The sequence below is a fragment of the uncultured Pseudomonas sp. genome (assembly GCF_943846705.1).
GTDB lineage: Bacteria > Pseudomonadota > Gammaproteobacteria > Pseudomonadales > Pseudomonadaceae > Aquipseudomonas.
Window position 1 is genome coordinate 1,024,025 of record NZ_OX044366.1, and the last position, 16,881, is coordinate 1,040,905.

Consider the following 16,881-nt stretch of genomic DNA (forward strand, 5'->3'; position numbering starts at 1 on the left):
CGAGCGGATGCATCTGCCGATCAAGGAGTGATCGATGTCCCTGGCCATAGTCCACAGTCGCGCCCAAGTCGGCGTTGAAGCGCCCGCCGTCACCGTCGAGGCCCACTTGGCCAACGGCCTGCCATCACTGGCACTGGTCGGGCTGCCGGAAACAGCGGTAAAGGAAAGTAAGGATCGCGTGCGCAGCGCGATTCTCAATTGCGCCTTCGACTTCCCACCCCGACGCATCACCCTGAATCTGGCCCCGGCCGACCTGCCCAAGGATGGCGGTCGCTTCGACCTGGCCATCGCCCTCGGCATTCTCGCCGCCAGCGGCCAGGTGCCGGCGGTGGCACTGGAACAGCTTGAATGCCTGGGCGAGCTGGCACTTTCCGGAGCCATACGCCCGGTGCAAGGCGTATTACCCGCAGCCCTGGCCGCCCGCGCCGCCGGACGCACCTTAGTGGTGCCCAAGGCCAATGCCGAGGAAGCCAGCCTGGCGTCTGGGCTGACGGTGATTGCCGTCGAGCATCTGCTGGAAGTCGCCGCGCACCTCAACGGGCAAACGCCCATCGCGCCGTATCAAGCCCAAGGCCTGCTGCGTCAGCTGCTGCCCTACCCGGATTTAGCCGAAGTACAGGGGCAAATTGCCGCCAAACGCGCGCTACTGGTCGCCGCCGCGGGCTCGCATAACCTGCTGTTTACCGGGCCTCCCGGCACCGGCAAGACCCTGCTGGCCAGCCGCCTGCCGGGTTTGTTACCCGCGCTGAACGAAGCGGAAGCACTGGAAGTCGCCGCCATTCATTCGGTGGCCAGCCACACGCCGCTGAGCGCCTGGCCACAACGGCCGTTTCGCACCCCGCATCACAGTGCATCGGGGCCGGCGCTGGTCGGTGGCGGCAGTCGCCCGCAACCGGGCGAAATCACCTTGGCCCACCAAGGCGTGCTGTTTTTGGACGAACTGCCCGAGTTCGATAGAAAAGTGCTGGAGGTGCTACGCGAGCCCCTGGAAAGCGGGCATATCGTGATTGCCCGCGCCCGCGACAAGGTGCGCTTCCCCGCACGCTTTCAACTAGTGGCGGCAATGAACCCCTGCCCCTGCGGCCATCTGGGCGATCCATCCGGGCGTTGTCGCTGCAGCAGCGAGCAGGTCCAACGCTACCGTAACAAGCTCTCCGGGCCCTTTCTCGACCGCATTGACCTGCACCTGACAGTGCCACGCGAAACCACCCGACTTAACGCCGACGCAGCGCCTGGGCCGAGCAGTGCAGAGCTGGCCGTTCAGGTAGTAAAGGCGCGCCAGCAGCAGCTGAATCGGCAAGGCTGCGCCAATGCCCATCTCGACCTGAATGGCGTGCAGCAGCATTGCAGCCTGCCCAATGCAGACCGCCAATGGCTGGAAAACGCCTGCGAGCGCCTGGGGCTGAGCTTGCGCGCCGCGCACCGCGTGCTGAAGGTCGCGCGCACCCTGGCCGACCTGGACAGCGCCGCGCATATAAGCCGCGCTCACTTGGGTGAAGCCTTGCAGTACCGCCCCAGCGGCAGTGCCGGCTAAATCGCAGACATAAAGAAGCCCCGCATGCGGGGCTTCTTTATGTGGAGCTGTAGCGCGTAGCGTCTCCTTACGATCTCGCGAGCCAGAGACATGCAAGACAGAAACAGGCGCTTACTGGTCGCGCAGAGCGGCACGCTCACGGCAGGCATCGCCGAATGCCTTGAAGATTTTCACCGAGTGCGGGTTCTGCGCCGCCTGCCACTCCGGGTGCCATTGCACCGCCAGAGTGAACTGCTCAACGCCCGGCAGGTGAAACGCCTCGATCAAGCCATCTTCGGCATGGGCCAGGGCCTCGACACCCTCACCCAACTGATCGACCGCCTGGCCGTGCAGTGAGTTGACCGGGAACGCTTCCTCGCCCATCAGCTCGGCAAACCAGCTGCCGGGCAGCGCACGTACGGTATGGCTGTCGCTGTACTGCACCGCCACCGGATCGGTGGAATCTTCGCGGTGATCATTAAAGCCCGGCACTTCATAGGCCTTCTGATGGATGGTGCCACCCAGCGCCACGTTGATTTCCTGCATGCCACGACATACCGCAAACAACGGCAAACCGCGCTTGAGTGCCGCGCGAATCAGGGGAATATCGAACAGGTCGCGGTCTTTATCCTGGCCTTTGCTCGGCGTTTTGTTCTTCTGCCCGTACAGCGCCGGGTCAATATTGCTGCCTGCTCCGGTCAGGTACACGCCGTCGACCATGGACAGGTATTGGTCAATGTCATCGACGCCACAGCAGCTCGGCGCCAACAACGGCACACAGCCGGATAGTTCGGCCACTGGCGTGATGTATTTGTGGGTCATGACTTGATAAGCGTGACCTTTGCGCTCTTGGGTGCCCATGGACATCAGGACCACCGGTTTGCGTGATGCTGGACGCTTGTTGTTATCGTTGCTGGACATACTTCACCTTGGGGCCGGACAACCGGCCATTGCTATGCAGGGCGCTGAGCACTGTTGCACGCACCCTGTTGTGCGCTCGGCATAAGGGCCTAAAAGCCCCTACACCCTGCGAGCAAGTCTGCCAAAGCCGTAAAATATGTCAAACAAATAAGTGCAAATCGTTTGACGATAGTGCCTAAGAACACCCGCACAAATCGTTGTAAAAAATCATAAATCGTTGATATACAACAATAAAAATATAAAAACCCCAATCAATGAGTCCAATATTTTTTACGCTTGCTGAGGGTGGGAGCAGAGCTGCGGGTGCCGCCGAAGTCGAACTTAATCCACTTCACGTGGCTGTACCTTGGCCGGCTCTTTGCGCAACACATAGAACAGGTTGGGCTCGCTGACGATATAAATATTGCCGTCCGCATCCATGGTCACCCCTTCGGCCTGACCGATGCCACGCTGCAGGCCGTTCATGCCGCGGGCCAGGCTGATAAAGCTGACCGGCTCGCCCTGCTCGTTCACCTCCAGCAGCAGCCGCGACTCATCCGATAGCACCAACGCATGGCCGGTGCGGGCGTCGTAGGTCAACGAGGAAATATCGCGCAGAAACAGCTGCTCGGAGGCGAGCGGTTGCAAGGTACCGGCCGCCCCATCCTCGCCGGGGAACGGCAGGCTGAACAGCCCCAGCGGGCCACGCTCCTTGCCCAGCAACACGCGTTCATTGCGCGAGTCCCAGGCAATACCCTCGAAGCCCTTATTGCCAGCATCGGCAAAGCCCAGGTCATAGGAGGGGTGATCCGTAAACTCCAAGCTGCGAGTCAGTGCGCCCAGTTTGAAAGTGGTGAGGGTGCGCTTGCGCTCATCGATGATCGCCAAACGACCGCCGGAGAGCACCTCCACGCCTTCGGGATTGGCAAAACCATGCAGATCGATACGCCGCATCACCTGGCCATCCAGGCTCAGCTCGATCAGTTGTGGGGACTTACCGGTGACAGCGAACAGCGTGTTGCTCTCGGCACTGTAAGTCAGCCCGGACAGCTCATCATGCTCTAGGCCCTGCAAGGGCTTGCCTTGCAGCACCGCCCGATACCCCGGCAACCAGATACTCTGCGCCTGCTCGGCGGCGCTCACACGCTGCTCTTTGGCCCAGAACGACAGTCGGTCATCCCAGTGCAGATAATTCGCCGCCAACAGGCCAGCACCGAGCAGCACACACAGCAGCAGCCAGCGCAGACGCACCAGCCGGAAAATCCAGATCGACATCGCACACTACTCATAAGAACGATGGCCATCAGACTAGCGAGCAACGCTTAAGTTTCTGTTAACCCCCCAGCCAGTGGACACCTCCAAGTGCCCGCCACGTATAGCTGAGGGCTAAGCGCTGGTTACAGGGCGCGACTGGCGAAGCGGCTATGGCCCAACAACTCCAGCACCAGCTCATCGCCTTTATGCAGCGCACCCACACCAGCGGGTGTGCCGGTGAGAATCACATCGCCCGGCTGCAGGCTGAAATGGCCGCAGATGTGCTGGATCATCGGCAGAATCGGATTGAGCATGTCGCGGCTGTTGCCGTCCTGCCGCACCTCACCGTTGATCGCCAGGCGAATACCGATATCGCTCAGGTCCTCAACCGCATCACCCGGCACGAAGGGCGCGAGTACGCAGGCGCCGTCGAACGACTTGGCGGTTTCCCAGGGGTAGCCCTTGGCCTTGAGCGTGGCTTGCAGGTCGCGCAAGGTCAGGTCCAACGCCGGGGCGAAGCCGGAAATGGCGTCCAGCACTTCCTCGGCATTCGGCGTACGCGACAGCGGCTTGCCAATCAGCACGGCGATTTCCGCCTCGTAATGCACGTCGCCCTTACCCTCGACCAGGGTGAAGCCATCATCCAGCGCCACCACACAGCTGCCGGCTTTGATAAACAGCAACGGCTCGGTGGGCAGCGGATTGTTCAGTTCTTTGGCGTGTTCGGCGTAGTTACGACCGATGCACACCACTTTGCCCATGGGAAAGTGGATGTGGGTGCCATCGACATACTGATGCTGGTAGCTCATGGGCAACTCCTTATGGGAATACGGTGCTCGGCTCTTTGTGCGAGCAGTTATGCGGGGCGAATGAAGCCGCCCTACGATCTGCATAGTTGATCGCCCATAGTGGGCAACTCAGCGCGGACTGTCGCTTCGACGAAAGATTAAATCAGCTTGCTGAAAGCGTCGCGAGCGAAGGTAGGCAAGGCGGCGGAGTCGGGAAAAAGCGCAGTTGGTTAGTGCCAATGAGCATTTTTCCTGACTCCGCCAACGCAGCATGACCGAGTGCAGTAGCTTTCAGAGCGGGAAAATCTTGCCCGGGTTCATAATCCCGTTCGGGTCGAACGCCGCCTTGATCGCCTTCATATAGCCAATCTCGGCGTCCGAGCGGCTGTAAGTCAGGTAATCGCGCTTGGTCATGCCCACGCCATGTTCGGCGCTGATCGAGCCGTTGTACTTCTGCACGGTCTCGAACACCCACTTATTCACCGTCGCGCACTTGGCGAAGAACTCGTCCTTGGACAAGTTCTCCGGCTTCAAGATATTCAGGTGCAGGTTGCCGTCACCGATATGGCCGAACCAGACGATCTCGAAGTCCGGGTAATGCTCACCGACGATGGCGTCGATATCGTGCAGAAACGCCGGCACTTTCGACACAGTGACCGAGATATCGTTCTTGTACGGCGTCCAGTGGCTGATGGTCTCGGAGATGTACTCGCGCAGCTTCCACAGGTTCTGCAGCTGCTGCTCGCTCTGGCTCATCACGCCGTCGAGCACCCAGCCTTGCTCGACGCAATGCTCGAAGGTGGCCAGGGCCGCTTCGGCGACTTCTTCGGTGCTGGCTTCGAATTCCAGCAACGCATAGAACTGGCATTCTGTTTCAAACGCCGCGGGCACATCGCCGCGGGCCATGATCTTGGCCAGGGCCTTGTCGGAGAAGAACTCGAAGGCGGTCAGATCCAGCTTGTTCTGGAAGGCGTGCAGCACCGGCATGATCGAGTCGAAGTCCGGCGTGCCGAGCACCATCGCGGTGAGGTTCTTCGGCGCACGGTCAAGGCGCATGGTGGCCTCGACGACAAAGCCCAGGGTGCCTTCGGCGCCGATAAACAGCTGACGCATGTCATAGCCGGTGGCGTTCTTGATCAGGTCCTTGTTCAGCTCCAGCAACTCGCCGGTGCCGGTGACCACTTTCAGCCCAGCCACCCAGTTGCGGGTCATGCCGTAGCGAATCACCTTGATCCCGCCGGCATTGGTGCCGATGTTGCCGCCAATCTGGCTGGAGCCCGCCGAGGCGAAATCCACCGGGTAATACAGGCCTTTATCTTCGGCAAACATCTGCAGCTGCTTGGTCACCACGCCTGGCTGACACACGGCGGTGCGGTCGAATTCGTTGAATTCGAGAATTTGATTCATGTAGTCGAACGACACCACCACTTCGCCATTGGCCGCCACTGCGCCAGCAGAAAGCCCGGTACGCCCGCCCGATGGCACCAGCGCGACCTTGTGCTGATTGGCCCAACGGACGATGGCCTGCACCTGCTCGATGCTCTTGGGGAAGGCAATTGCCAAGGGCGCTGGGGCGAAATGCTTGGTCCAGTCCTTGCCGAAGGCATTCAGGGAATCGGCATCGGTCAGCACTTTGCCGGGCTCAACCAGGGTCTTCAGCTCTTCGATCAGCGCAGGGTTGGTCATCTACGGAACTCTCATACGATTCATGGTCACCCTGAGCACGCTTCATCTGCCAGGGTAGGTGTTTCGCGGGGCTCGTATGCTAGCATACGCCCCCCGTGAATCATGCCTCTTAGCCGATCTGCGGGTGCAGTCAGCACTGCCGCTGACCCTTCCCTGACACCATTACGTGGGACAACAGGTACTCCGATGAGCAAGACCTCTCTCGACAAGAGCAAGATCAAGTTCCTTCTTCTTGAAGGCGTCCACCAGAATGCAGTGGATACCCTGAAGGCCGCTGGTTACACCAACATCGAGTACCTCAAGGGCGCGCTCTCCGACGACGAGCTGAAAGAAAAGATCGCCGACGCGCACTTTATCGGTATCCGTTCGCGCACCCAACTGACCGAAGAAGTCCTCGACTGCGCCAAGCGCCTGGTCGCCGTCGGCTGCTTCTGCATCGGCACCAACCAGGTCAACCTGGAAGCCGCTCGTGAGCGCGGTATCGCGGTGTTCAATGCACCGTTCTCCAACACCCGTTCGGTCGCCGAGCTGGTGCTGGCCCAAGCGATCCTGCTGCTGCGCGGCATCCCCGAGAAGAACGCCTCCTGCCACCGTGGCGGCTGGATCAAATCGGCAGCCAACTCCTTCGAAATCCGCGGTAAGAAGCTGGGTATCGTCGGTTACGGCTCGATCGGCACGCAGCTCTCGGTACTCGCCGAGTCCCTGGGCATGCAGGTGTTCTTCTACGACACCGTGACCAAACTGCCGCTGGGTAACGCCACCCAGATCGCCAAACTGCATGACCTGCTGGGCCTGTGCGACATCGTGTCGCTGCACGTACCTGAGCTGCCGTCCACCCAGTGGATGATCGGCGAGGCGGAAATCCGTGCAATGAAGAAGGGCGGCATCCTGATCAACGCCGCTCGCGGCACCGTGGTCGAGTTGGATCACCTGGCTGCAGCGATCAAGGACGAGCACCTGATCGGCGCGGCCATCGACGTATTCCCGGTCGAGCCCAAGTCCAACGACGAAGAGTTCGAAAGCCCGCTGCGTGGCCTGGACCGGGTGATTCTCACTCCGCACATCGGTGGCTCTACCGCCGAAGCGCAGGCCAACATTGGCCTGGAAGTGGCCGAGAAGCTGGTCAAGTACAGCGACAACGGTACCTCGGTGTCCTCGGTCAACTTCCCTGAAGTGGCCCTGCCGGCGCATCCGGGCAAGCACCGCCTGTTGCACATCCACGCTAACATCCCGGGCGTGATGAGCGAAATCAACAACGTGTTCGCCGAGAACGGCATCAACATCTCCGGCCAGTTTCTGCAGACCAATGCCAAAGTGGGTTATGTGGTGATCGACGTCGACGCCGAATACTCCGACCTGGCGCTGGAGAAGCTGCAACACGTGAAAGGCACTATCCGTAGCCGCGTACTGTTCTAAGCCGCGCGCCACGCAAGAAAAAGGGAAGCTTCGGCTTCCCTTTTTTATGCCCGTAAAACGGACGTCACGTAGGTTGGGTTAGCGGCGCCTGTGGTTTATCCACAGTCGCCACGAATCTCATGCGCCGTGTAACCCAACAGCATGGCTATCGCTGAGTTCAACCCATCCTACGCAAGCGACTGGGCTTCAAGCGCGCCCAGCGCCGCTTCGGCAGCCGCCAGCTCTTCTTCGCTAAACACCTGCACCCCGGCGCGGCGCAAAGCCGCTGCCGTCACACCTTCGCCCGCCACTTTGGTGCCGCTGAAACTGCCGTCGTAGTTCTCCTGATTACCGCACGACGGGCTGCGCGCCTTGAGCAGGGCGATACGGATGCCATGCTGCGCGACCAAGGCCAGCGCTTGCGCGGCCCCGGAAACAAAGGCGGCGGTGACATCCTCACCGTCTACGGTCAGCACTGGCAGCAATCCATCGAGCACCTGCGCGCCCTGGCCACCGAGGATTTCTGCCGGCGCACGCGGGGTTGGCAGGCCACCGGCGACTTCCGGGCACAACGCCACCACCCGCCCTTCCTGCTGCCAACGCTCAAGCAGGGCAAATGGGCCATGGGCACCGCCGTCATAGCGCACGCGCTGGCCCAGCAGGCACCGGCTGATCAGTATTTTCTGCATAACGGCCTCACATTCAGCAGGCTAAAGCAGCCCAGTTCCACGGCGGCGCAGCCAGCCCGTGAGCGACAGGCGCTCACGGGTGGCCGGCAGCACTTCATGGGGCATGTCCGCCGAGAGAAACACCAGCAAGCTGCCCGCCTGGGGCAATACGTCGTGCTGGCTACCATCGGCTAAGTGCAGGCGCAGCGCGCCGCCCTGCTCGGCCTGCCACGCCTCATTGAGGTAAAACACCACGGAGACCGCGCGCCGGTCATCATCACGAAAACGATCCAGGTGGCGCTTGTAATAGGCGCCAGGCGGATACAGGGCAAAGTGGCTTTCGAAATCCTCCAGCCCCAGATACAGCGCCTGATTCAAGGCTCCACGCAACTCGTCCATAACCGCCAGGTACTGATCGCAGGCGGCGCTCTGCCCGGGCTCCAGCCATTGGATATGGTCACCACGCAGCCCCTCGTTGATAACCGCCAGGGCACTGCGGCCGACACCGGCCTGCACCAATAAACCAGCGGCTGCTCGCTTACGGCACTCTTCGGCCAGTTCAAGGGTCAGAGTGGGGACAATGAAGTGTGTTTGCAGTGACCAGCCGCGTTCGGCCAGGTCATCGATAATGCACGCCACACGGGCGCTGAGGTCGTTAGATGAGCAGGTGTTCAATGATCGCCCCGAAGGAATGAGTACCTACCTAAATATAGGTTTGCGATTCTAGCAGCCCGCCGACTGACCTCGACAAGCTCTTAATGCACACCGAAAATAGCCGCCCCAAGAATGGAGTCACTATGCGCGCCCTTGCCGTTGTTCTAACCCTGCTGCTGAGCCTGCCCGCCCTGGCCGATGACTACCTGCAGCTGTATCAGGCGGCAGGCTGGCCGCAGCAGCGCATGCACTTCAGCGATGCCCTGCAAGCCGCCCAGGAGCGCTACCGCAGCAGCCTGCCGCCGGCGGTACACCAGGCGCTGGTGAACAACAGCAACCAGCGCTTTGCCGCCGCCGCCGTCGACCAGCGCGCGCAACAGGGCCTGCGTAACAGCCTCAGCCAACCGGCCAGCGCCTTGCAGTTTTTCCAGTCAGCGCTGGGCCGCAAGATTGTCGATGCCGAACTGCTCGCCACCCGCAGCGACCAACTGGCGCGTTATGCCGACGGCCTGCCGCGCACTGAGGCCAGTGCCACCCGTCGCTTGCTGATTCGCCACCTGGCCCAGGCCCTGCCGGCCAAGGAAGCCGGTGCCGAAGTCAGCCTGGCGCTCGCCGGCGTGGCCGCTGACAGCCTCAGCCAGATGCTCCCCGGCCTGCTCGGTGGCGGCAGCGCGCAAGCCTTGCTCAATGGTCAGCGCCAGCGCCTGATGGAGCAGATCGGTGCGGACCTGGATAACACCCTGCTGCACGTTTACCGTGAGTTGAGTGATGCCGAGCTGGAGGAATTTGTCAGCTTTGCTCAGTCCGACGTCGGCAAGGCCTACTACCAAGCAGCGCTGAGTGCTATCCGCGGCGGTCTGGCGGTTGGCCAGAGCACCGCCAACCTGGCCCCGGCACCCCGCGGGATCTAACCCAGGCGCTGGCTGAGCCAGTCAAAATAGCGCTGGCGCAAGGCCGGCGCTTCATTGGCCAGGTGATGCCCGGCCTCGGGCAAACGCAGAATCTGCGGCGCAGCGAACTTGTCTTGCAGCACCTTGAGGTTGTGCCGCCAGTCCACGGTCATATCCGCCTCACCCTGAATGATCAGCGGGCTGCGCGTGCTGCGCGGCGCGGCCTCGATGTGCGGCACCCAGCGGCTCAGCGCAGCAATCCAGGCAGTTGGCAGGTTGCGCGGCTGCAGCGGGTCGTGGTGCTGGACGAACTCGATAAAGGCCGCATCGCTGGAGTTGACGCTGAAGCGCCGTGGAATCTCGCTGACGAAGTGGCGCATCACCCGGTAGCTGAGTTGCGACCAGCCCCACGCCCGTGGCCGCACCAGCGGGGCCAGGAGAATGGTTTCGCCAACCTGCGCGACAGGCTCAGCGGTCAGCAGATAGTCGATCAGGATCGCCCCGCCGGTGCTCTGCCCACACAGGTGCCAGGGCGTTGGTAAATCCAGCTCAGCGGCTTCGCCCAGCAGCGCACGCAACACCGTCTGGTACTCAGCAAAATCACCGATGCTGGCACGTGCGCCGCTGGACAGACCATGCCCCGGCAGATCGCAGGCCAGCACGGCAAAGCCCTGACCCAGCGCCCACTCGATCACATGCCGGTACAAGCCAACGTGATCGTAATAACCGTGCTGCAACACTAAGGTGGCGCGCGGCTGCTCTGGCCACCAAAGCTGCGTGGCAATCTGATAACCACCCGTCTGCAACCAGCCCATGCGGCTGCGTGCGGCCAGCGCATCGCTAAACCCATAAAACTGTCGGTACGCCTGCTCAGCCGGCGACAGCGCACCGGCTGCGGCCAAGGGTCGCAGACTGGCAATCAGGTTTTGCGGCTGAAACGGCTCAGGCATGGGGCTTCCATCGATCACAGGAGAATATTCGCAGGCCATCCGGGCCGGCTTTATCAGGGGGCGGATATTCAGCTGTCACGCCAGCCATGGCAAGCTGCGCGCCTGTTAAGTGAAGACTGCCCATGACCCGACCCTCGCGCAACACCCTGCTCGCCAGCCTGCTGATTTTGCTTTGGGGCGCCGCCATGCTCGCCGCTTACTGGTGGTATGAGGCGCGCTACCTGCGCAGTTTCAGCGAGCAGACCGCGCTGTTCTACGGGGAGCAACTGCGCCTGCCTGACGAGCTGGCCGGCCCGGGACCGATTCGTCTGGTGCATTTCTGGGATCCGGCCTGCCCGTGCAATATCGGCAACCAGCAGCACTTGGCCGATTTGACCGAACGTTTTGCCCCGCAAGGCGTGAGCTTTTATGCCGTGCAGAAGCCCGGCAGCACGGGCCAGCTGCCGAGCACCCTGAGCGCCCTGCAACCGCTCGCGGCACTGCCCGGCAGCGGGCAAATTCCGGCCAGCCCGGCGGTGGCCGTCTGGGACCGCACAGGCCAACTGGCCTACTTCGGCCCCTACAGCGAAGGCGCCACCTGCACCTCCAGCAACAGTTTTATCGAGCCGATTCTCGATGCCCTGATCGCAGGTCGCCCAGTAAACGCCAGCAACACCTTGGCGGTGGGCTGCTTCTGCGACTGGCAGAACGACTGACGGCTGCAGGCCAGTGCTGCGTGAGTACACGCAGAAGCGACCTCATGTCTAGATTCGGCATGCCGATACAACACCTGCCGCGGGCTCCGACGGGCTAATCTCGGCCCAACAACCCTCGACTAGAATTATACAAATGCAATAGCATGTACAACTTAACGCTCAACATGAGCGACTCGCCAAGGATGGTTGCCACACTCACCGTGACTGCAACGCAACCTTTCGGGTCCCCCGCCATGCCTACTCGCCTTTCCCCCCTGCAACAGCACTACCGCAAAGCGGATCGCATCATGCTGGGTGTGCTCTGGTTGATGTTTGTCTACTCACTCGGCCTCGCGGCCTGGCATGGCACCTGGGGCCAGGCGCTGCTGGTCGGTGGCGGTACGGCCGTGGTGGTCAGCGTGCTCAACCAGCTGATCAGCGGCCAACGGTTACTGCGCTGCGTGATGGGCGCAGCCTTTATGGTGATGTCGGCGCTGCACATCAACCAGTCAGGCGGCATGCTAGAAATGCATTTCGGCATCTTCGTGCTCCTGGCCTTTCTGGTGTATTACCGCGACTGGTTGCCAATCGTGGTCGCCGCCGTGGTGATTGCCGTGCACCACCTGAGCTTCTTCGCCCTGCAAGCGCAGGGTGTCGAGGTCTTGGTGGTGAAGAATGGCAGCTGGCCGCTGATCTTTCTGCATGCGCTGTACGTCGTGGTGGAAAGCGCGATTCTGATCTACCTGGCCCTGCAGACTCACGCGGAAGCCGTCGAAGGTGCCGCGCTGATGCAGGCCGCCGAAAAACTCACGGAAAACGATGAGCAAATCGACCTCAGCTACCGCAGCACCGCGCAGGGCAAAGTCAGCCAGGGTTTCAACCATTTCCTCGACATCCTCGATGAGCTGGTCGGTGAAGTAATCAAGGACACCCAAGGCCTGCAACAGATGGGTGACAGCCTGCTGCAGGCCACCGGCCACCTGCGCACCGGGGCTGATCAGCAGCAAGGTGAAATCATCTACATGAGCTCGGCCATGCTGCAGATGAGCACGGCGATTGATGAGGTGGCCGGGCACGCCGATGGTGCCGCCACCGCCGCACAAACCGCCAACCAGCAGGCCGCCGAGGGCAGCCGCTCGGTCAACCATATACGCAGCGAAATCGGCAGGCTGGCCACACAAATCGACGTGACGGAAAGCGAGGTGCAAGCGCTGGCCACCCAGTCCGAGCAAATCGGCAAAGTGCTGGAAGTGATCCGCTCAATTGCTGAGCAAACCAACTTGCTCGCCCTTAACGCGGCGATTGAAGCCGCTCGCGCGGGCGAGCATGGCCGTGGCTTTGCCGTGGTAGCGGACGAGGTGCGCAACCTGGCGCAGAAAACCGCGCTGTCCACCGCGGAAATCCAGCAGATCATCAGCGGCCTGCAACAAGGCAGTCGCCAGGCGGCCAGCGCCATGCAGGCAAGCCGCGAGAGCGTACGCAGTTGCGTGCAGGACAGCCAAGCCACTGCTGAACTGCTCGGCGCGGTAGCCCATGACATCAGCGCCATCACCCAGATGAACGAGCTGATTGCCGCCGCCACCCACGAGCAAGCCGCCACCAGTGCGGAAGTCAGCCAGCATCTGCACAGCGTGCAGCAGGTGGCGGAACAAACCCTCGGCGATGCCCAGCAGCTGAATAACGACGGCCAGCAACTCAACCAGCTAGCCGCACGCCTGAGCAATTTGAGCCGGCGCTTTCGCGTCAGCCGCTAGTGCGATAACCCTGCGGCGTGTCGCCCCGCCAGCGGCGGAAGGCGCGGTAGAACGGCGACAACTCGGCAAAGCCGCAGGCGCGGGCCACTTCGCGGATCGCCAAGCCTTGCTCCAGCAGGCTTTGCGCGCGCAGACGGCGCACTTCATCGTGCAATTGGCGAAAGCTCTGCTGCTGTTCGGCCAGCGCCCGCTGCAATGCGCCTACGCTGAAACCCAGGGCTTTGGCGCAGTTCGGCAGGTCACACAACTGCACCCCTAGGTTGACCTCCAGCCAGTAACGCACGCGGTTGAGCAGCTGGTTTTCCTGCAGCTCGGCCAGCTCCACTTCGGCCTGCGCCCACAGCACCGCGAACAACCGTGGGTTAGCGCTGCGCGACGGCCGGCCAAGCCAGGCACGCGGAAAGATCAGCGCATCATGGGCCTGGGCAAAGCGCGGCAGCAGGCCAAACAAACGTCGATGCTCACTCAGGCGGCGCGGCGCAGGGTGACGGAACTCCACCCCGGACAGCTGAAAACTGCCGTCGTTGTTGATGCTCGCGAGCATCTTCTGCAGCAGCAGGGCCAGGCACTCCATCTGCTGACGCAGCGAACCGACGCCACGGTAATTCAGGTCAAAAATCAGCCGCGCCTGCTCACCCTCCAGCTCCAGACGTGCGGCAAAGCCGCCGGAAAGGATGTGCTGAAAGCGCAGAAAACTCTCCAGCGCCTGGCCCAGATCCCGACTGGCCAACAGCAGATAGCCGACCACATCCATCGGCCGCGGCTGCATGGTTTCCGCCAGGTGCAGGCCGATATCCACATCGCCGCTGATACCCGCCAGCGCCTGCCAAAAGCGCGGCGCGTTGTCGTGGTCTTCACGCGCGTTGAGCAGCGGCGGCGCGAGTACCACGCCCTGATAGGCCTGCCGGTAGGTATCGGTGGGGTCCAGGTGCAACGCCGCCAGCGCCTCATAGAGCAAACGGCGCAGGGTCGAAGAATGGGTCAGCATGCTGGCGATGCTGGCGATGCTGTTATGCGGATCGGTGGCCATACAACTCCCGTTAATTGACCAAAGACTTTCACTCTTGCTGTATTCGGTCAATGCCTGCACCGCAGCCAGCCCGCACAATGCGCGCAAACCGCTAACAAGGAAGACCCAATGAAACGCACCCTGACTGCCCTGGCCGTGATAGTTGCCGCCACTGCTGGCGGCGCTTACTGGTACATCGACAGCAAGCAGCCGCAACGTACTGGCGAGCTGCAATTGAGCGCCCTGCAGGCCGCAGTCACAGTGGATTACGACGAGCGCGGCGTACCGCATATTCAGGCGCAAAATGAAGCCGATATGTACCGCGCCCTCGGCTATGTGCACGCCCAGGACCGGTTGTTTCAGATGGAAATTCTGCGCCGCTTGGCGCGTGGCGAGTTGGCCGAGGTTCTCGGCAGCAAGCTGCTCGACACCGACCGCCTGTTCCGCACCCTGGGCATCCGCGAACATGCCGACCGTTACGCGGCAAAACTGGACATGAGCACCCCGGCGAGCAAAGCACTGCTGGCCTACCTGGACGGCATCAACCACTACCAGGCCAACCATCCGGCCCCGCTTGAGTTCGACGTGCTGGGCATCAAAAAGCGCCCCTTCACCGCTGCCGACACCCTCAGCGTCGCCGGTTATATGGCCTACAGCTTCGCCGCCGCCTTCCGCACCGAGCCAGTGCTGACGCATATCCGCGACCAACTGGGCGCGGACTACCTCAAGGTCTTCGACCTCGACTGGCACCCGCAGGGCGTGGTTGGGCAGAACCTCGCCGCCGGCGACTGGCAAGACCTCAACGCCATCGCCAAGCTCAGCCTGGCCGCCCTGGAAGATGCCGGCCTGCCGCAATTCGAAGGCAGCAACGCCTGGGCCGTTGCCGGCAGCCGCACCGCCAGCGGCAAACCGCTGCTGGCCGGCGACCCGCATATCCGCTTCGCCGTACCGTCGGTGTGGTACGAAGCCAACCTCAGCTACCCCGGTTTCAGCCTGTATGGCCACCACCAGGCGCTCAACCCGGTCGCCTCGCTGGGGCATAACCGCGAGTTCGCCTGGAGCATCACCATGTTCCAGAATGACGACCTCGACCTGATCGCCGAAAAGACCAACCCGGACAACCCCAGTCAGGTCTGGTATCGCGGCCAGTGGGTCGAACTGCACAGCCGCGAAGAGCAGATCAAGGTTAAGGATGCCGACCCCGTCAGCCTGACCATTCGCCGCTCGCCGCACGGCCCGATCATCAACAGCGCCTTGGGCGAAACCGCCGGTAGCACACCGATTGCCATGTGGTGGGCGTTCCTCGAAACCGACAACCCGATTCTCGACGGCTTCTACCAACTCAACCGCGCCAACAGCCTGGAAGCAGCGCGCAGCGCCGTGGCAAACATCGAAGCGCCGGGCCTGAACATTGTCTGGGCCAATGCCACTGGCGATATCGGCTGGTGGGCGGCGGCGAAACTGCCGCGCCGCCCGGCCGGGGTCAACCCAAGCTTTATCCTCGACGGTGCCAGCGGCGAAGCCGACAAAGACGGTTACTACCCCTTCAGCGCCAACCCGCAGGAAGAGAACCCGGCGCGTGGCTATATCGTCTCGGCCAACTACCAGCCCGTATCGCCCACCGGTATGGCCATCCCCGGCTACTACAACCTGCCCGACCGTGGCCAACGCCTGAATCAGCGCCTTAGCGACAGCAGCGTGAAGTGGGACCTGAACAACAGCCAGGCGCTGCAACTGGAACCCGGCACCGGCTACCCGCAGCGCCTGCTCGCCCCGCTGGCTGCCGACCTACGCGCCGCCGCTGGCGATGCCGAAGAGCAAGCGCTGGTCGAGCAACTGCTCAGCTGGGATGGCCAGCACAGCCTCGACAGCACGGCCGCCACGCTATTCAACCAACTGGTTTACCAGTTAACCCGCGCAGCCATGGCCGATGAACTGAGCGAAGCCTTCTTCAACAACCTGCTGCAAACCCGGGTACTCGACAGCGCCCTGCCGCGCCTGGTCGCCGATGCCCACTCGCCGTGGTGGGACAAGCGCGGCAGCGACGCCGTGGAAAGCCGCGCGGATACGGTCAAAGCCGCCTGGCAAGCCAGCCTCGCTCACCTGCGCAGCTCCCTGGGTAATGACTCAGCCAAGTGGGCCTGGCGCAACGTCCACACCCTTACCCACAACCACCCGCTGGGCCAGCAGCAGCCGCTGGATAAGCTGTTCAACGTCGGCCCGTTCGCCGCACCGGGCGGCCATGAAACGCCGAACAACCTCTCGCAACCCATCGGCCCCGCGCCTTGGTCCGTAGTCTACGGCCCCTCGACCCGCCGCTTGATTGATCTGGCCGACGCCAGCACGGCCTTGGGCATAAACCCGGTCGGGCAAAGTGGCGTGCTGTTCGACGCGCATTACCAGGACCAGGCCGAAGGCTATATGCGCGGTGAGTACGTGCCGATGCACCTGGATGCTGAGGCGATTAAAGCCAATAGCCGCAGCCAGTTAGTACTGCAACCACGCGCGGACTAAAGCGCTTTACCCACTCGGCGTAGACAGCCTCAATGCGGATGGCATAGCTTCGTACACAAATTGGCTGGTGCACTTGATCCAGCCGCTTAGGCTTGCGTCCTGCATATCGCGTTTATCCCGACCGCATTCAAGCGAGACTAGGGCTTAGCTGACAGCAAGGAAGCTTATGCGACACGCTTCGCGACAGACCGCGACACACGTGTCGCCTAATTAATAGTTAGGTTCCCCTTAC

At 62.1% G+C, this 16,881-nt stretch carries 14 protein-coding genes; 6 read left to right on the forward strand and 8 right to left on the reverse strand.

Annotation, left to right across the window (positions count from 1 at the left end; all coding sequences use genetic code 11):
• Positions 1-34 precede the first annotated feature (34 nt).
• Positions 35-1,534 carry a YifB family Mg chelatase-like AAA ATPase gene (locus Q0V31_RS05000; RefSeq protein ID WP_298185135.1) on the forward strand — a complete coding sequence of 500 codons (1,500 nt, stop codon included), beginning with the start codon at positions 35-37 and terminating at the stop codon, positions 1,532-1,534.
• Between the two features lie 111 nt (positions 1,535-1,645).
• Here the strand turns inward: Q0V31_RS05000 and Q0V31_RS05005 are convergent, their stop codons facing one another.
• The 4 genes from Q0V31_RS05005 to Q0V31_RS05020 form a co-directional block, all read right to left on the reverse strand.
• Positions 1,646-2,434 carry a gamma-glutamyl-gamma-aminobutyrate hydrolase family protein gene (locus Q0V31_RS05005; protein WP_298185138.1) on the reverse strand — a complete coding sequence of 263 codons (789 nt, stop codon included), beginning with the start codon at positions 2,432-2,434 and terminating at the stop codon, positions 1,646-1,648.
• A 321-nt stretch (positions 2,435-2,755) separates the two neighbouring features.
• Positions 2,756-3,688: an SdiA-regulated domain-containing protein gene (locus Q0V31_RS05010; protein ID WP_298185141.1), complete on the reverse strand. Its 933-nt coding sequence runs from the start codon at positions 3,686-3,688 to the stop codon at positions 2,756-2,758.
• Positions 3,689-3,810: 122 nt separating this feature from the next.
• On the reverse strand, positions 3,811-4,476 hold the full coding sequence (locus Q0V31_RS05015; protein WP_298185144.1) for a fumarylacetoacetate hydrolase family protein: 666 nt from the start codon (positions 4,474-4,476) through the stop codon (positions 3,811-3,813).
• Positions 4,477-4,746: 270 nt separating this feature from the next.
• Positions 4,747-6,141 carry an FAD-binding oxidoreductase gene (locus tag Q0V31_RS05020; RefSeq protein ID WP_298185146.1) on the reverse strand — a complete coding sequence of 465 codons (1,395 nt, stop codon included), beginning with the start codon at positions 6,139-6,141 and terminating at the stop codon, positions 4,747-4,749.
• Between the two features lie 186 nt (positions 6,142-6,327).
• Between Q0V31_RS05020 and serA the strand changes: the two genes are divergently transcribed.
• Entirely contained in the window at positions 6,328-7,557 is a 1,230-nt protein-coding gene (serA, locus tag Q0V31_RS05025) for a phosphoglycerate dehydrogenase (protein WP_298185148.1), read from the forward strand.
• Between the two features lie 167 nt (positions 7,558-7,724).
• On the opposite strand, the gene Q0V31_RS05030 is transcribed toward serA, so the two are convergent.
• Together Q0V31_RS05030 and Q0V31_RS05035 are read right to left on the reverse strand one after the other, a co-directional pair.
• The gene (locus Q0V31_RS05030) at positions 7,725-8,225 is read right to left on the reverse strand and encodes a DUF523 domain-containing protein (protein ID WP_298185150.1); all 501 of its coding nucleotides are present in this window, start codon (positions 8,223-8,225) and stop codon (positions 7,725-7,727) included.
• A gap of 21 nt (positions 8,226-8,246) precedes the next feature.
• Entirely contained in the window at positions 8,247-8,879 is a 633-nt protein-coding gene (locus Q0V31_RS05035; RefSeq protein WP_298185152.1) for a 2OG-Fe(II) oxygenase, read from the reverse strand.
• 122 nt (positions 8,880-9,001) lie between these two features.
• Between Q0V31_RS05035 and Q0V31_RS05040 the strand changes: the two genes are divergently transcribed.
• Positions 9,002-9,769 (forward strand): hypothetical protein, encoded by a 768-nt coding sequence (locus Q0V31_RS05040; protein ID WP_298185155.1) that lies wholly within the window; start codon positions 9,002-9,004, stop codon positions 9,767-9,769.
• On the opposite strand, the gene Q0V31_RS05045 is transcribed toward Q0V31_RS05040, so the two are convergent.
• The gene (locus Q0V31_RS05045) at positions 9,766-10,698 is read right to left on the reverse strand and encodes an alpha/beta hydrolase (protein WP_298185157.1); all 933 of its coding nucleotides are present in this window, start codon (positions 10,696-10,698) and stop codon (positions 9,766-9,768) included. The two genes, Q0V31_RS05040 and Q0V31_RS05045, sit on opposite strands and share 4 nt — an antisense overlap.
• Positions 10,699-10,820: 122 nt before the next feature.
• Here Q0V31_RS05045 and Q0V31_RS05050 point away from each other — a divergent pair, with 122 nt between their 5' ends.
• Positions 10,821-11,393 (forward strand): DUF6436 domain-containing protein, encoded by a 573-nt coding sequence (locus Q0V31_RS05050; protein WP_298185159.1) that lies wholly within the window; start codon positions 10,821-10,823, stop codon positions 11,391-11,393.
• A gap of 233 nt (positions 11,394-11,626) precedes the next feature.
• Positions 11,627-13,126: a methyl-accepting chemotaxis protein gene (locus tag Q0V31_RS05055; protein WP_298185161.1), complete on the forward strand. Its 1,500-nt coding sequence runs from the start codon at positions 11,627-11,629 to the stop codon at positions 13,124-13,126.
• Here the strand turns inward: Q0V31_RS05055 and Q0V31_RS05060 are convergent.
• A complete protein-coding gene (locus tag Q0V31_RS05060) occupies positions 13,116-14,156 on the reverse strand; it encodes an AraC family transcriptional regulator (protein ID WP_298185164.1) in 1,041 nt (346 codons plus the stop codon). The genes Q0V31_RS05055 and Q0V31_RS05060 overlap by 11 nt on opposite strands.
• A 108-nt stretch (positions 14,157-14,264) precedes the next feature.
• On the opposite strand from Q0V31_RS05060, the gene Q0V31_RS05065 reads away from it, so the two are divergent.
• Positions 14,265-16,649, forward strand: a complete 2,385-nt coding sequence (locus Q0V31_RS05065) for a penicillin acylase family protein (protein WP_298185166.1) — start codon at positions 14,265-14,267, stop codon at positions 16,647-16,649.
• Positions 16,650-16,881: the final 232 nt, after the last annotated feature.

Coding starts and splice junctions, on each gene's coding strand:
- Q0V31_RS05030 (WP_298185150.1), bottom strand. CDS start 8,225: ATGCAGAAAATACTGATCAGCCGGTGCCTGCTGGGCCAGCGCGTGCGC.
- Q0V31_RS05040 (WP_298185155.1), top strand. CDS start 9,002: ATGCGCGCCCTTGCCGTTGTTCTAACCCTGCTGCTGAGCCTGCCCGCC.
- Q0V31_RS05045 (WP_298185157.1), bottom strand. CDS start 10,698: ATGCCTGAGCCGTTTCAGCCGCAAAACCTGATTGCCAGTCTGCGACCC.
- Q0V31_RS05005 (WP_298185138.1), bottom strand. CDS start 2,434: ATGTCCAGCAACGATAACAACAAGCGTCCAGCATCACGCAAACCGGTG.
- Q0V31_RS05060 (WP_298185164.1), bottom strand. CDS start 14,156: ATGGCCACCGATCCGCATAACAGCATCGCCAGCATCGCCAGCATGCTG.
- Q0V31_RS05010 (WP_298185141.1), bottom strand. CDS start 3,688: ATGTCGATCTGGATTTTCCGGCTGGTGCGTCTGCGCTGGCTGCTGCTG.
- serA (WP_298185148.1), top strand. CDS start 6,328: ATGAGCAAGACCTCTCTCGACAAGAGCAAGATCAAGTTCCTTCTTCTT.
- Q0V31_RS05000 (WP_298185135.1), top strand. CDS start 35: ATGTCCCTGGCCATAGTCCACAGTCGCGCCCAAGTCGGCGTTGAAGCG.
- Q0V31_RS05015 (WP_298185144.1), bottom strand. CDS start 4,476: ATGAGCTACCAGCATCAGTATGTCGATGGCACCCACATCCACTTTCCC.
- Q0V31_RS05050 (WP_298185159.1), top strand. CDS start 10,821: ATGACCCGACCCTCGCGCAACACCCTGCTCGCCAGCCTGCTGATTTTG.
- Q0V31_RS05065 (WP_298185166.1), top strand. CDS start 14,265: ATGAAACGCACCCTGACTGCCCTGGCCGTGATAGTTGCCGCCACTGCT.
- Q0V31_RS05055 (WP_298185161.1), top strand. CDS start 11,627: ATGCCTACTCGCCTTTCCCCCCTGCAACAGCACTACCGCAAAGCGGAT.
- Q0V31_RS05020 (WP_298185146.1), bottom strand. CDS start 6,141: ATGACCAACCCTGCGCTGATCGAAGAGCTGAAGACCCTGGTTGAGCCC.